General features: G+C 37.2%; 11 protein-coding genes, 7 tRNA genes and 2 rRNA genes. 18 read left to right on the top strand and 2 right to left on the bottom strand.

The window, feature by feature from the left end; translation table 11 throughout:
• The 10 genes from NE664_07245 to NE664_07200 form a co-directional block, all read left to right on the top strand.
• A 23S ribosomal RNA gene (locus NE664_07245) occupies positions 1 to 95 on the top strand; the annotation flags it as partial.
• A 224-nt stretch (positions 96 to 319) separates the two neighbouring features.
• Positions 320 to 437: ribosomal RNA gene (gene rrf, locus NE664_07240) — 5S ribosomal RNA — on the top strand.
• A 10-nt stretch (positions 438 to 447) separates the two neighbouring features.
• Positions 448 to 519: transfer RNA gene (locus NE664_07235), tRNA-Asn, on the top strand.
• Positions 520 to 576: 57 nt separating this feature from the next.
• Positions 577 to 648 (top strand) — tRNA-Glu (locus NE664_07230).
• Positions 649 to 677: 29 nt separating this feature from the next.
• A tRNA-Thr gene (locus tag NE664_07225) sits at positions 678 to 750 on the top strand.
• A 15-nt stretch (positions 751 to 765) separates the two neighbouring features.
• Positions 766 to 839, top strand: a tRNA-Met gene (locus NE664_07220).
• A gap of 14 nt (positions 840 to 853) precedes the next feature.
• Positions 854 to 927, top strand: a tRNA-Asp gene (locus tag NE664_07215).
• 27 nt (positions 928 to 954) lie between these two features.
• Positions 955 to 1,027: transfer RNA gene (locus tag NE664_07210), tRNA-Val, on the top strand.
• 33 nt (positions 1,028 to 1,060) lie between these two features.
• A tRNA-Met gene (locus tag NE664_07205) sits at positions 1,061 to 1,134 on the top strand.
• Between the two features lie 1,257 nt (positions 1,135 to 2,391).
• The gene (locus NE664_07200) at positions 2,392 to 2,922 is read left to right on the top strand and encodes a hypothetical protein (protein MCQ4726450.1); all 531 of its coding nucleotides are present in this window, start codon (positions 2,392 to 2,394) and stop codon (positions 2,920 to 2,922) included.
• A gap of 215 nt (positions 2,923 to 3,137) precedes the next feature.
• Here NE664_07200 and NE664_07195 read toward each other — a convergent pair whose 3' ends face one another.
• Positions 3,138 to 4,667, bottom strand: coding sequence for a polysaccharide biosynthesis protein (locus NE664_07195; protein ID MCQ4726449.1), 1,530 nt, complete (start codon positions 4,665 to 4,667; stop codon positions 3,138 to 3,140).
• Between the two features lie 120 nt (positions 4,668 to 4,787).
• On the opposite strand from NE664_07195, the gene NE664_07190 reads away from it, so the two are divergent.
• A complete protein-coding gene (locus NE664_07190) occupies positions 4,788 to 4,958 on the top strand; it encodes a hypothetical protein (GenBank protein MCQ4726448.1) in 171 nt (56 codons plus the stop codon).
• A 1,006-nt stretch (positions 4,959 to 5,964) separates the two neighbouring features.
• On the opposite strand, the gene NE664_07185 is transcribed toward NE664_07190, so the two are convergent.
• Positions 5,965 to 6,702, bottom strand: a complete 738-nt coding sequence (locus NE664_07185) for a YdcF family protein (GenBank protein MCQ4726447.1) — start codon at positions 6,700 to 6,702, stop codon at positions 5,965 to 5,967.
• A gap of 107 nt (positions 6,703 to 6,809) precedes the next feature.
• Between NE664_07185 and uvrC the strand changes: the two genes are divergently transcribed.
• The 7 genes from uvrC to NE664_07150 all read left to right on the top strand — a co-directional run bounded on the left by uvrC (position 6,810) and on the right by NE664_07150 (position 13,797).
• Positions 6,810 to 8,678 carry an excinuclease ABC subunit UvrC gene (gene uvrC / locus NE664_07180; GenBank protein ID MCQ4726446.1) on the top strand — a complete coding sequence of 623 codons (1,869 nt, stop codon included), beginning with the start codon at positions 6,810 to 6,812 and terminating at the stop codon, positions 8,676 to 8,678.
• 127 nt (positions 8,679 to 8,805) lie between these two features.
• The gene (gene hprK, locus NE664_07175) at positions 8,806 to 9,726 is read left to right on the top strand and encodes an HPr(Ser) kinase/phosphatase (GenBank protein ID MCQ4726445.1); all 921 of its coding nucleotides are present in this window, start codon (positions 8,806 to 8,808) and stop codon (positions 9,724 to 9,726) included.
• Between the two features lie 24 nt (positions 9,727 to 9,750).
• Positions 9,751 to 10,692, top strand: a complete 942-nt coding sequence (locus NE664_07170; protein ID MCQ4726444.1) for an ROK family protein — start codon at positions 9,751 to 9,753, stop codon at positions 10,690 to 10,692.
• Between the two features lie 81 nt (positions 10,693 to 10,773).
• Positions 10,774 to 11,676 carry a UDP-N-acetylmuramate dehydrogenase gene (gene murB / locus NE664_07165; GenBank protein ID MCQ4726443.1) on the top strand — a complete coding sequence of 301 codons (903 nt, stop codon included), beginning with the start codon at positions 10,774 to 10,776 and terminating at the stop codon, positions 11,674 to 11,676.
• A gap of 19 nt (positions 11,677 to 11,695) precedes the next feature.
• Positions 11,696 to 12,565, top strand: a complete 870-nt coding sequence (gene rapZ, locus NE664_07160) for an RNase adapter RapZ (protein MCQ4726442.1) — start codon at positions 11,696 to 11,698, stop codon at positions 12,563 to 12,565.
• A 31-nt stretch (positions 12,566 to 12,596) separates the two neighbouring features.
• A complete protein-coding gene (gene whiA / locus NE664_07155; GenBank protein MCQ4726441.1) occupies positions 12,597 to 13,562 on the top strand; it encodes a DNA-binding protein WhiA in 966 nt (321 codons plus the stop codon).
• Complete coding sequence (locus NE664_07150) at positions 13,555 to 13,797, top strand: HPr family phosphocarrier protein (GenBank protein ID MCQ4726440.1); 243 nt, start codon at positions 13,555 to 13,557, stop codon at positions 13,795 to 13,797. Before whiA ends, NE664_07150 begins: the two co-directional genes overlap by 8 nt.
• The last annotated feature ends 134 nt before the right edge of the window (positions 13,798 to 13,931 follow it).

Here is a 13,931-nt window from a genome sequence, read left to right as displayed (position 1 = left end):
AAGACCCCTTGAAGACTACGAGGTAGATAGGTCGGAGGTGTAAGTGCAGTAATGTATTAAGCTGACCGATACTAATAGGTCGAGGGCTTGACCAAAGAAAGGAAAGCCAGGAGGCAATAAAGGCATAAAGCTGTAAATGGCTTAAGTTAAACTTATTACGATTGGAAGACTAAGGAATACTTTATTCGGTTTTGAAGGTATAGGAAATGTTCAGGAAGCGGATAATAAGGCTGAGGCGCGAAAGAGTACAAATAGTACAAGGAAGAAAAGCGGGGAGGCCAAGAAGCGGAGAGGACAGGGAATATATCAAGAAAGAATATCTGGTGATGATGCGTCTATGGGGCACACCCGTTTCCATGCCGAACACGATGGTTAAGACATAGACGGCCGATGATACTTGGTGGGAAGCCGCCTGGGAAAGTAGGTGGTTGCCAGATTCAAAAATAATCCTCGATAGCTCAGTGGTAGAGCAATCGGCTGTTAACCGATGGGTCGTAGGTTCGAGCCCTACTCGGGGAGCTTTTAATAAAAAGCGGGAAGAAAGTAAGAAAGAAGTAGTAAGAAGTAAAAGAATAAGGCCCGATGGTCAAGCGGTTAAGACACGGCTCTTTCACGGCTGTAACCCGGGTTCGATTCCCGGTCGGGTCATTGGCTTTTAAGCCTATTTAATTTAATAAGCCGATGTGGCTCAATTGGCAGAGCAGCTGACTTGTAATCAGCAGGTTAACGGTTCGAGTCCGTTCATCGGCTTATGTTTTAAAATTTGGGTCTTTAGCTCAGTTGGTTAGAGCATCCGGCTCATAACCGGGCGGTCCCGGGTTCAAGTCCCTGAAGACCCATTTTAATTTAATATGGCTCAGTAGCTCAGTTGGTTAGAGCGCCGGCCTGTCACGCCGGAGGTCGAGGGTTCGAGCCCCTTCTGAGTCGTTTGCAGATTATATAATCTGCTTTTATGGGAGTTTAGCTCAGCTGGGAGAGCGCTTGCCTTACAAGCAAGATGTCACAGGTTCGAGCCCTGTAACTCCCATCTCCCGTAGGCTTTTGCTTACGGATTTTTTATGGCGGAGTAGCTCAGTTGGCTAGAGCACGCGGTTCATACCCGCGGTGTCAGGGGTTCAAATCCCTTCTCCGCTATTTTATAAGCCTGTATTGATAAACTATCAATACAGGCTTTTTTAGAATATATTTATTTAAACAAAAGTAATTTATATGTTTATATTTTAATGCAATATTTCAAATGGAAATGATTTTTTAAGAGTTGAAATCTATTTAAATAATAATTTATATATTTTTATAGTTTCGATTTGTATTGTATATAAATAAATTTCTTGAAGTTCTATATCATATATAGTTTGTTAATATTGCTCTCATACTGTTTATAATTTTAATTTATCTATGAGCGGATGTAGGAATATAAATTTAAACAGTAAAAAAATTTTTTAGTAGGGTCAAAAATGTTTAACTGTTATAAGAATAAGAATTCAAGGTGTGGATACAAAAGCAGTCAAGCTATAAGAAAGTTAAATTTATTGCATTTTTAGCATCCAGAGGAAAATGGTAAAACGAGGTGAGATTTTACTGAAAGATAGTTTATTAAATATATTTAATAATTGAAATTCCGTATATATTATTGTGAACAGAATTATTTTTACCTGAAAGAGGTATATTGAGTTTTAAAGAATTCCATATGTATTATTGTAAAAAATATAATGGAGTTATGGCGACAGCAAAGTATATAGTTAAAATACATTTATGTGTTTTTTAGTTTAAGTGTGATGTATTAAATTAAAGATATATATCAAGTATATAAGAATGGCGTTAAGTAGCTTTTTTAGGAATTTGATTAAAAATTCGTAAATAAAAAGTATGCAGCTTTGGCCTGAAGCTATATTATATTGATGTGTGAGAGGCTACTAAAATTGGAAGCATACGATTATTTAGTTAATTATTGGAAAAAATTTATCGGTTTCGTTTTCTATAAAATAAAACGGCTAAGTGTTTTTCGTGGGCTGTTTGTAATATTTGTATTTACCAAATATTAAATCGTAAAGAACAGCAGTTTTGTAACTCATAATCTAAACCTATATGTGATAAGCGTTGTTTAGTAAAAAAATTAATATAAAATTATCTGATATTGGAATTTTTGATTGCAAATAAATTTTCCCATTAAATTTTTATTTTATAATTATTTGCTATATACTATCTATTTGGTATATAATGAAACAAATAATATTTAACTTTAAAACAGTTAAAAAATTTGCTGAATCGGATAATTGCATGGAATATTTTATATTATATTCCGATAGATAGGGTGGTAATATGAGAAAGCATATAATTTTTTTTGGTATTTTGCTTTTGTTTTGTTTTGCTTGTACAGGATGCAGTACGGATATGTTTAAAAGCTACAATAACATTAAAAATATTGAGATATATGCTGGAAACGCACATTCGGCGCTGGAAAGAAAAGTTGTTACCGATAGGGCTGACATAAAGTATATAATTAATAAAATAAAGAAAATAAATGTGGTCAGAAATGCAAAAAGCAGCGATATTATTGAAAGCGGAGTCGGACTTCAATTTAAAATTAATTCTTTTGATGATGAAACATATTCGTTTGTTATAAATGACAAGCTTTTATTTGTCGGCAGTAAAGCATATGTTATAAGCGGCAGCAGTTTTAATTATGAGTTTTATAAAAATCTTAATTATTTTGCTGAAAATTTAAATCGAAGCAGGGTTCAAAATGGTACCGGAGTTAAAATTGATTTTTATTATAATCATGATGAGGCGGAGAATCAATTATCGGCTAAATATAAGAATTTAAGCAATTTTTACATAAAAGCAGAAGTGTTAAATCAAGACAGAACTGTTAACAACAGCGACATTAATATTAATGTACGCAGAATTAAGAAAAATGAATGATTTAATAACAGATGGTGTTAAACACATTTAGGGATATAGCTAAAAACTATATCCTTTTTTCAACAGGAATTTATTCGGTAAAATGTTTGTATACAATTTAATCAGGAAAAAGATAAGCTCAGGCATATTTTATGAAAATCAGTTTTTCTATTATGTCAAAATATAAATGGATACGTTATATGTCAAAACGTATCCATTTAATTATTATTAAACTTTCAGCTCTTTTTTATCCTGTCAGGTATAAAAAGCAGTATATCATCTTTTGTTATTACACCGAACACCGTTAAAAGCAGTAAGTAAAAGCCCGAAAATAATATCGAATATACAGCGAAGCCGCTGATCGATAGATTATGGCTGTATGTAACCCATTTAATTCCGACAAAGGAAATAACTGCGCATAGTGCGGGCGTCAGGAAATCTTTTACAATGGATATTGACATTTTGACTGTGCCGCATACTTCTTTTAATGACAATGATACCGTGGCTATAAGGCTTATTGTAATTCCTGTTACAAATGCGTCAATTCCTGCTTTTGGCATTATAAAGTAGATAAAAAATAAATTTATAACAGAAGAAATTAAATTTGTTCTGAAAATAAAGCTATGGCTGCCTACTCCGTTTAATATACCCGTTAATGTTATCTGCATATATAAAAAAGGACATATAACAGATAGTTTCATTAGGAGAACGCCGAGTTCACTTTGGGCATATATAAGATTACATATCTCTGACGGGAAAGCAGAGAAAAGCAGGGCAAATCCAAGGCCTATTATAATAGTAAACCGGATGCTTTTATTAATGACATATGCAGTTTTTTTTGTACTGCCGGTTGCCTGTGTTTCGCTTAAGGCCGGAACAAGTGTGACAGATATTGCCATTAAAAATGCGCTTGGAAGCTGTATAAGCGGCATTACCTGTCCGCTGAGTTTTCCGAATTCGGCCAAAGCATTTTCAGTTCCTCCGTAAAGCATAAGTCTTTGAGGTATCAGTATGTTTTCAATGGCCGAAAGCATTGACCCTGTTACCCTTGCAAGGGTTAAAGGTACTGCTCCGGCAAGGATTACCGAAAGAGCTTTCGAGTATGACATTGAGGGACGTTTTTCCTTATTTTCATTTTGAAAATATTTGACCACGATAAACACAAGCATGAACGAAAAAAATTCTCCAAGTACAATACCTGTGACTGCCGCTCCGCAGGCGTATTCTAAGCCATATGGAAGAAAGAAGGATGAAAGTGCAAATATAGCGATAATCCTTACGGCCTGTTCAAGGACTTGTGAAAGAGCCGGGAAAAGTTGTTTCTGCATTCCCATGAAGCTTCCCCTTATACAGCTGCCACAGGCCATAAATGGAAAACATAAGCTCAAAATCCGAAGAGGCATTGCGGTTCTTACGTCTTTGACAATATATTCGGCGGTAAAATCAGCGGAAATGAAAAGCAGACAGCTCAAACTGAGGCTGATTGTTAAAGATATCAGCATAGATATGTACAGTATGCGTTTGGTGTTTCCGAATTCACGTTTTGCATTTTCTTCAGCAGTCAACTTTGAAACTGTTGTGGTAAGCCCTGAGGATGTAATACTCCACGCCAACATGTAAATAGGCATTATCAGCTGATAAAGCCCCATGCCTTCGTTGCCTATGGCTCGCGACATATATATTCGATAGTAAAATCCCATAAAGCGGGTTGTTAAATTTGCGGCCATTAAAATTGCCGCGCCTTTTATTAGTGTATTTTTGCGCATAAGAAAACCCCGTTGTGTGTTTATATATTATATGAAGCCCGCACGCAAAATAGTAGTATACCCGCTCTTGTAAATCATAGAGTCAAAGTGGTAAAATATATCTATATGGAGGGGATAAGCATGAAAAAATATGAATATAAATTTGTAAGTTTTAAAATACCGTCAGGTTTCGATTATGAGAAAAAAGTTAAGAAGCTGGAATTTTATTGGAACGAACTCGGTATGCAGGGGTGGAAATATTGCAGGGAAGGTAATGGTTTTACAGTTTTTATGAGGGAACTTGAGAGATAAAGTGATTTTTAGATTAATATGACTTAATTTAAGACGCACTCGTTACTTTTATTTTTACAGTATAATAGATATAAGATTAAAGAAATATTTTAATTAGCGCCGATAAGGTTTTATTTTAAATATTTACCGGGCAAAAAATGAAAATGAATTTAGATATACAGCGTTCTACATGTGCTGAAGGCTTTTAAAATTATATTGATAAGAGCATGTGTTGCAGTGGTTTTTTGAATAACTTCAACAGAATTTTCTAAAATTTTAAAATCAGCTGTTGTTTATTACATTGATAGTCGGAAACATGAATTCTATGAAGAATTTGATGGTGAAATTGTTATTTAAAAATTTGTAAGTATGTAAAGATTGGAGAAGTGACTTTTATGAATAATTTAGCCGGAAGAAGTGAATTATACGACAAATTGTTAGAAAAATATGAAGATAATGAAAATTAAGATATTACAGTTGAATTTTATGGAGATTGTATAGATCTCTGCTCTGAGTTTAGCAAAAGGGAAATACAATTTGTATTATTTGAATTAAAATACATATTGCAGGATATTGATACGGGAGTTGAAGGCGTGAATAATTTTCAAAAGCTCAGTAAAACTATGATAAGGGATAATCGGAGAGATTCATTTATTACAAATATTTTAGAAACGGCGTTGGAGGAAAAAAATTGTTCCGATAAATAGTTTGAGCTTTAATAAAAAAATGCAATATGAAACCGATACTATTACATTATTTAATTAATTTGTGATAGAAATGTTTTATAATGTAGTAGGAAGATAGAAAGTGAAAAGCTGTTCTGCACGTTTTTTGACATTTTTTAGGAGATAAAATATTTTTACTTTTTTAAATGAGTTTTTAACTCAAATACAGTTTAAAATTAAGTTTTCATTAATTCAATGCTCGTAATCGGGTTAGTTTCGCTTGTTAGGATTATTTATTTTCCATATCAATAAAACAAATTAAATTTGCCGGCTGTAAAAGCCGGCGTTTTAATCATATATGTTTAATTATCAAGCAGGAAATATTTTATTAACGAAAAATATTCCCTTATATAGTTGGTAGGTTCAAGCCACAGAACGCTTTCGGAGGATAGGCCGTAGGCGTTAAGGCCTGTTTTCTCGGCAATCATTCCGGCGCGGAATATATGGAACCCGTTTGTAACATATATTACAGTGTATTCTTTATTGAAGTATTTATCAAGTATATCTTTTGAGAACTCAAAATTTTCAACTGTGCGGGAGGATTTATCCTCCATTAATATATATTTTTCATCTATCCCGTTTTCTGTAAGATAATTTTTCATTGCCAAAGCTTCCGGGATAATTTCATTTGGACCTTGCCCTCCCGATACCACAATTATGCTTTCGGGATTTTTATTATGATATTCTATGGCGGCGTCAAGCCTGTGAGCTAAAGTCAGGCTTACGTCCTTCCCATTGAGTCCGGCTCCGAGCACTATTACCGCGTCGGCGCCGTCGGGCGGTATACGCACGGAATTTTTATAAATAATAAATGAAGAAAATGCGAATGTTGCGGCAAACAATGCCATTGCGGATTTAATTAGTATTTGTACATATTTGGGAGTATGGGCTTTGATTTTTTTGTATAATAAAGTATACGAGATTATTACAATTCCTATAATTGCCGGAAGAAAATTTCCGAGGGTTAAAGACGTCGTTATCGAAACGGCAGCTGAATTTAAAATTAAAATAATACCTATTCCTATGGCAACCTTTTGCAAACCTATCACCTCATATGGTATTATAAAATAAAACCAATAAAATTTGTTGTTTTTTTTACAGAATTAAATAAAAATTCATAACATTGTAAGATATTGGGAGAAAAAACATGTTTGATATAAAAGAAGAACTAAAAAAACTTCCCATGAAACCGGGAGTTTATATAATGAAAAATGCAAATGACGAAATAATATATGTCGGCAAGGCCGTAAAGCTTAAAAACAGGGTAAGCCAGTATTTTCAAAATTCAAAGAACCATTCGCCAAAAGTAGCGAGTATGGTAAGCAATATATCCGAGTTCGAGTATATAGTTACCGATACCGAAATGGAAGCGCTTATACTTGAATGCAATCTTATTAAGGAGCACAGCCCTAAATATAATATTGCTTTGAAAGACGACAAAACATACCCGTATATAAAAGTTACTTTAAATGAGGACTTTCCCCGTATTTTTGTCACCAGGAGACATATTAAGGACGGCTCGAAATATTACGGCCCCATAACCGACGCGACGGCCGTAAAGGAAACGGTTGAGGCGATACATAAAATGTGGCCTATAAGGAAATGCAAAAAAGTTTTTCCCAGGGATTTGGGAAAGGAACGTCCGTGCCTTAACTACCATATAGGGCAATGCCAAGCACCGTGCGACGGGCTTATAACTAAGGAAGAATACATGAAAAATATTGAAGAAGCAATGGATTTTCTTGAGGGAAAACATCATGATATTGTTGCAAAGATGAAAAAGAAAATGCAGGAAGCCTCGGATAAGATGGAATTTGAGGTGGCGGCGGCCTACAGGGATAAACTTAAAAATATAGAAAGCATTATAGAAAAGCAGAAAATGAGCAACACGGGGCTCCAGGACAGCGACGTCATAGCGGTTGCAAGAGCGTTTGACGAAGCGCTTATACAGGTGTTTTTTATACGCGGCGGGAAAATGACGGGGCGGGAGCATTTTTTGCTTAAAAACAGTGAAGGTACGACGAGAGGGCAGGTTATAACCGAGTTTGTTAAACAGTTCTACAGCGGCACGGCTTTTGTCCCTAAGGAACTCATACTGGAAGAAGATTTAGAAAGCGGTGAAAAAGAACTTCTTGAGGCATGGCTGGCAACGCTCAGGGGGAGCAAGGTTATTGTAACAGTTCCTCAAAAGGGAGAAAAGCATAAGCTTGTAGAACTTGCCGGAAAGAATGCCATTATAACGCTTGAACAATTTGGCGAGAAAATTAAAAGGGAACAGGAGCGTACAAAGGGCGCCGTTGAAGAAATTAAAAAGGCTTTGGGTTTAAGCGGCGTCATAGAAAGGATAGAATCTTATGATATTTCACATACTCAAGGGTTTAACGCCGTCGGCAGTATGGTTGTTTTTGAAAACGGAAAGCCAAAAAGAAGCGATTACAGAAAATTTAAAATAAAAACAGTTATAGGAGCAAATGATTTTGCAAGCATGCAGGAAGTTCTTACAAGACGTATAAACCACAGCATTAAAGAAAAGATTGAAAATCCTGACGCCGAAGGCAAATTTTCGAGATTGCCCGATTTAATTATGATGGACGGCGGAAGGCCGCAGATTTCTGCCGCGCTTGAAGTTTTGGCTAATTTTGGGCTTGATATACCTGTCTGCGGTATGTTCAAAGACGACAGCCACAGGACAAAGGGGCTTTTATTTAATAATAAGGAAATTTATATGCCGCTTACAAGCGAAGGTTTTAAGCTGGTTACGAGGATACAGGATGAAGTACACCGATTTGCCATTGAATATCACCGCAAGCTTAGGGAAAAAGAAAAGATAGACTCTGTGCTTAACCATATTCCGGGCATAGGGGACGCAAGAAGAAAAGCGCTTCTTCTTCATTTTGGAGATGTTGCGCATATTAAGGAAGCGGATGTTTCGGATCTTCTCGAAGTTAAAGGAATGAACATTAAAGCGGCTGAATCGGTTTATGGATTTTTTAGGCAGGATACTCATGGAGAATGAACAAAATAACTAAAATTTAACATATTCAAGCATTGTTTTTTGATAAAATGTTGTGCAAACATGAGGAATATGGTAAACTCTAAAATACATCGTTTATAATATTATTCTAAAGAGGGGGCATTTGCAAATGTATTCGGTGCCTATTGAAAAGTTTGTTAAAGAATTTAATCTGGAAAATATGATTCCCGAGATTTCGCTTAACGGAAAAATGCTCACAAGCAGCGACGTTAACAGGCCGGCTCTCCAGCTTGCGGGATATTTCGACTATTTTGAAAACGACATGGTGCAGATAATAGGCAAAGTTGAAAACTCATATCTTGAAAGGCTTGAACCGATGTTCAGGGAGGATGTTCTGAGAAAGCTCTTTTCGTTCGGCTTTCCGTGTCTTGTTATATGCAATAATATTGAAATGTTCCCTGAAATAGAGATATTTGCGAAAGAATTTGACGTACCCGTATTCAGAACGGAGAACAGCGAATCCGATTTTGTCGGCGAAATTAACCGCTGGCTTAAAGGCGAATTGGCCCAAAGGATAACAATACACGGCGTGCTTGTGGATATATACGGCGAGGGAATACTGATTATAGGCGACAGCGGCGTTGGAAAAAGCGAGGCGGCCCTTGAACTTATAAAACGAGGCCACCGCCTTGTAGCTGACGACGCTGTTGAAATAAAGAGAATAGACCATGAAACCCTCATAGGAACATGCCCTGAACTTATACGGTATTTTATTGAGCTTAGGGGAATTGGGATAATTGATGTACGGGAACTTTTCGGAGTTGGATCGATTAAGCAGTCGCAGACAATAGATTTAGTAGTAAAGCTCGAGCTTTGGGACGATGAAAAAATATATGACAGGATGGGCATTGAGGACGAATATTATGAGATACTCGGAAACAAAGTAGTCTGCAACGCCATACCGCTTAGGGAAGGACGGAACATTGCCGTTATTTGTGAGGCGGCGGCGATAAACTGCCGCCAGAAAAAGCTTGGTTATAATGCGGCGCAGGTTTTGAGCCAAAGGCTTCAAAAGACTATTGACGGATAAATAAGGGAACGGAGGTTTAACACAGTGTTTTACGTTGGAGTTAATTTTGATATAACAAACATAGTTGCGGCCGTAATAGACGATGACGGAAACATACTTGTGAAGGAAAGCGCCCCGACGCTTAAATACAGGGAACTGACTGAAATAATCGGAGACATGGCGGCGTTGATTGAAAAAACAGTTAAAAAAGCGGGTCTTGATCTTAATAAGGACATAGAACATGTGGGAGTGGGATGTTACGGCACAATAAACAGAGAAACGGGAGTTTTAATATATTCAAGCTATTTCGGCTTCAGGGACGTCCCGCTTCTTGACGAAATTAAGAAATTTATAAAAATACCCGTATATATTGAAAATGACGCAAACTGCTACGCTCTGGCGGAAAGCAGGCTTGGCGCTACGAAAGGTCTTAAAAATTCGGTTATAGTTACAATAGGGACGGCTATGAGCGGCGGCATAATTATTAACGGCGAAGTATATCACGGAGCTTTTTACGGCGCGGGAGAATTCGGGCATCATGTAATTGTTTTGGACGGTGAAAAATGTGAGTGCGGACGTAACGGCTGTTGGGCGGCATATGCATCGTCAACGGCGCTTGTAAGGGACGCGCGCATAGCGGCGATACGCCATCCCGAAAGCATTATGTTCAAAATGGTAAACGGCGATTTGCGGCTTATGTCTTACAATATACCTTTTGACGCGGCAAAACAGGGCGATATTTATGCTAAGGATGTTGTTTTTCAGTATGCAAGGTATATTGCTCTCGGGCTTATTAATATAATAAATATATTACAGCCGGACGCAATAGCTATAGGCGGAAAAATTATAAATATTGACGAAACATTTTTAGACACTGTTTCCGAGCTTGTAAAAGAAAAAACATTTGGTCAGAAAAAAACTAAAATCATGCTTACTGAGATGAATTATGACGCCGTGCTGATAGGAGCGGCGATGCTGAGGGAATAATACGGATATTTCAGATAGTTCGACTGCCGCTTTAATTTAAAGATTAAGCGGAATAAAACTTATTTATGGGAGTGAAAACCTTTGGTATTGGAAAAATTAAAGGAGATTGCCGGTGAAAGAAATGTAAAAACCAATGAAAATATGAACGTTCACTGCACATTTAAAACAGGCGGAAAAGCCGAAATTTTTATCGAACCTGAAAATGCTTTTCAGCTTTCGGAAACAATCAAGATACTGAAGGAATATGGAATACCTTTTGCGGTTATAGGCAACGGCTCCAATATTCTTATTGGCGACAAAGGTATAAAAGGCGCTGTTATTCATATAGGGAATTATTTTTCCGATATAAAAATAGATGGAAATTTAATGGAAATAGGAGCGGGCGCATCGCTTTCTCAGGCGGCGCAGGCGGCGGCCGAAAACTGCCTTAAAGGGTTTGAATTTGCAGCCGGGATTCCCGGCAGTTTCGGCGGGGCCGTATATATGAATGCAGGGGCATACGGCGGCGAGATAAAAGATATTTTTTGCAGCGCATGCATATTATCAAAAAACGGGGAATTTACGGAGCTGAATGCAGACGATATGGAATTCGGATATAGAGAAAGCGCAGTTTCTAAAAACGGCCATATAATTTTGAGTGGAAAGGTAAAGCTTGAATATGGCAGCAAAGAAGAAATAAGGGCGCTTATGGCTGATTTTAACCAAAGAAGGAGAGATAAACAGCCGTTAAATTTTGCAAGTGCCGGGAGCACATTCAAAAGGCCGGAAGGGCATTTTGCCGGAAAGCTTATTGAAGACAGCGGCCTTAAAGGATACGCTGTCGGAGGGGCAATGGTTTCGGATAAACACGCGGGATTTGTAGTTAATACGGGTAATGCTACGACAGCCGACATACTTGCGGTTATCGGCCACTGCAAAAAAACTGTGAAAGAAAAGTTCGGGGTTGAACTTGAAACGGAGATAAAATTTTTAGGCGAACAATAGATAAAAAGAGGGTTGCGGTATGAAATTTGTTATTGTAACGGGAATGTCGGGGGCAGGAAAAACTACAGTGCTTAAATTTTTGGAGGATATAAACTATTTTTGCGCCGATAACCTGCCGCCGGCGCTCCTTTTAAAATTCGCCGAGCTGTTTGAACAGGGAAGCGAAATAGATAAAGTTGCCTTAGGTATAGATATTCGCGGCGGAAGGCTTTTTAAAGATCTTTTCCACGGACTTTCGCAGCTTACGGAAAACGGATACGATTACGACATACTTTTTCTTGACGCGTCGGACGAATCGCTTATTAAACGATTTAAAGAAACAAGGCGCAGCCATCCGCTTTCAAAAACAGGTTCTATTGCAGAGGGTATACAAAAAGAACGCGAAACGCTGAAAGACGTAAAAAAACGGGCTGACTATATAATTGACACAAGCAATATACTTACAAGGGAACTTAAAGAAAAAATAAATTCAATATTTGTATTGAACGAAAAATTTGAAAGCCTTATAATAACAGTCTGCTCATTCGGCTTTAAATACGGCATACCTATAGATTCGGATCTTGTATTTGACGTAAGGTTTTTGCCAAACCCGTTTTATATACAGGAACTTAAAGAGTTTACCGGAAATGACGAATGTGTCAGTTCGTATGTAATGGGATTTGAGGAAAGCCGTATATTTTTGGACAAGCTTACCGATATGGTTGAATTTTTAATACCTCAGTATATAAAAGAGGGCAAGAACAGGCTTGTTATCAGCATAGGATGCACAGGGGGCAAACACCGTTCGGTAACGCTTGCCAATGAGCTTTATAAAGCTTTAAGCAATGAAAAACACAGTGTACGCCTTAAACATAACGATATCGAAAAAGATACAAGGCATAAGAAGTAATATATTAATATCACGTTGGGAGGCGGAAAGTTTGTCGTTTTCGTCTAATGTTAAAAGTGAGTTATCGCATCATTTTGGGGAAGGGCGTCACTGCGACATAGCTGAAATTGCCGCTATTGTAAATATGTGTGGGTATATCAGCCAAAATGAAGATAATTTTTGTATAAAAATTCAGACTGAAAATGTTGCAGTTGCTAGAAAGTGCTTTACATTATTGAAAAAAACTTTTAATATAGACTGTAAGATACTGGTCAGGAGGAATAGTCAGCTAAAGAAAAACAGGATTTATATTCTTACTGTTGAAAGTAAAAACGGGGAAGCAAAAAAAATACTGCTTTCAACGGGACTATTGAAAAGCGTTGAAGGGGAATATGAAATCTGCAACCGTATTTATCCTCTTGTGGTGAGCAGTACCTGTTGCAAAAGGGCTTATATAAGGGGAGCTTTTTTAGCAGCCGGAAGCGTCAGCGACCCGGAGAAAACATATCATTTGGAGTTTGTCTGTTCTACTTTGGAATACAGCGGGGAATTAAAAGACTTAATAAATTCTTTTGGTATGGAAGCTAAAATAGTTAAGCGTAAGGAACACTATATTGTTTACCTTAAAGAAGGCGAACAGATTGTTGATTTGCTTAATATTATGGAAGCCCATGTTGCTTTACTGGAAATGGAAAACGTGCGCATTATAAAGGATATGCGTAATAATGTTAACCGTAAGGTTAACTGCGAAACAGCCAACCTTAATAAAACTATAGCCGCCGCTGTAAAGCAGATTGAGGATATAGAATTTATAAGGGATAACTTCGGATTGAGTTATCTACCGAAGCCTTTGGAGGAAATGGCCATGGCGCGCATGAATTTTCCTGACGCAACATTGAAAGAACTGGGACAGATGATGGAGCCGGCAGTTGGGAAGTCGGGAGTGAACCATAGGCTTAGGAAGATAAGCGAGATGGCAGAATTTTTAAGAGAGGATATGGTATCTGGAAATGGCTAAAAAAACAATTATTGTAAAAAAATCTTTAGACACAAGACATGCCGCACTTTTTGTCCAAACAGCAAGCAAATTTAAAAGCAACGTCAAAATTGCCGTTGATGACAAAATAGTTAATGCCAAAAGCCTTATGTGTATTATATCTTTGGGGTTATCCGAAGGGATTGAAGCTACTATCAGCGCTGAAGGGGAAGACGCTGAAGTTGCGGTTAATGAAGTTTCATCGGTTATAGGTTAATTATCATTTTTTAAACGGAATTATAAAATTATATTTGAAACCGTGCGCTTATTGATTGCGCATGGTTTTTTGTTTTGGGAAACGGAATTAACAACAGTAAATTAAACGTGCTGATATGTACGATGAAACCGGAA

Origin of the sequence: Anaerotignum faecicola, from assembly GCA_024460105.1 — a bacterium.
Taxonomy (GTDB): domain Bacteria; phylum Bacillota; class Clostridia; order Lachnospirales; family Anaerotignaceae; genus JANFXS01.
This window is presented reverse-complemented; position numbering and strand designations above follow the sequence as displayed.

What these genes read in the sequence shown, in the direction of transcription:
- hprK (MCQ4726445.1), top strand. Translation starts at nt 8,806, where the DNA reads ATGTATTCGGTGCCTATTGAAAAGTTTGTTAAAGAATTTAATCTGGAA.
- NE664_07150 (MCQ4726440.1), top strand. Translation starts at nt 13,555, where the DNA reads ATGGCTAAAAAAACAATTATTGTAAAAAAATCTTTAGACACAAGACAT.
- rapZ (MCQ4726442.1), top strand. Translation starts at nt 11,696, where the DNA reads ATGAAATTTGTTATTGTAACGGGAATGTCGGGGGCAGGAAAAACTACA.
- uvrC (MCQ4726446.1), top strand. Translation starts at nt 6,810, where the DNA reads ATGTTTGATATAAAAGAAGAACTAAAAAAACTTCCCATGAAACCGGGA.
- NE664_07195 (MCQ4726449.1), bottom strand. Translation starts at nt 4,667, where the DNA reads ATGCGCAAAAATACACTAATAAAAGGCGCGGCAATTTTAATGGCCGCA.
- NE664_07200 (MCQ4726450.1), top strand. Translation starts at nt 2,392, where the DNA reads ATGTTTAAAAGCTACAATAACATTAAAAATATTGAGATATATGCTGGA.
- NE664_07190 (MCQ4726448.1), top strand. Translation starts at nt 4,788, where the DNA reads ATGAAAAAATATGAATATAAATTTGTAAGTTTTAAAATACCGTCAGGT.